A 368-nucleotide genomic window follows, 5' to 3' on the forward strand; every position below is an offset into this window, starting at 1 on the left:
CTGGCCGCGCGGGCGCACGCCATGGGCGCGCTGTTCCTGTGCGATGCGGTGCAGGGCGCCGGCAAGCTGGCGGCGCCCGAAGGGGCCGATCTGGTCGCGATTTCGGCGCACAAGCTGCACGGGCCCAAGGGCATCGGCGCGCTTTGGGTGCGCGATGGGCTCGAACTGGCGCCTCTCGTCCATGGCGGCGGGCAGGAAGGTGGCTTGCGGTCCGGCACGCTCAGCCCGGCGCTATGCGCGGGGTTCGGTGCGGCGGCAGCGCTGTGCACCAGCCTGTGGAAAAGTGATGGACAGCATGTTGAGACGCTGTGGGAGCAGGCACTTGGCCTGTTTGCCGGATGGACGCTCAACGGCAGGGCCCCGCCGCG

Annotated in this window: 1 pseudogene; it reads left to right on the plus strand. The window is 71.2% G+C overall.

Annotation, left to right across the window (positions count from 1 at the left end):
* Positions 1–368, plus strand: a pseudogene (locus tag H926_RS35085) (aminotransferase class V-fold PLP-dependent enzyme); the annotation flags it as partial.

The sequence above is a fragment of the Novosphingobium sp. B-7 genome (assembly GCF_000410615.1).
In the GTDB taxonomy this organism is placed as follows: domain Bacteria; phylum Pseudomonadota; class Alphaproteobacteria; order Sphingomonadales; family Sphingomonadaceae; genus Novosphingobium; species Novosphingobium capsulatum.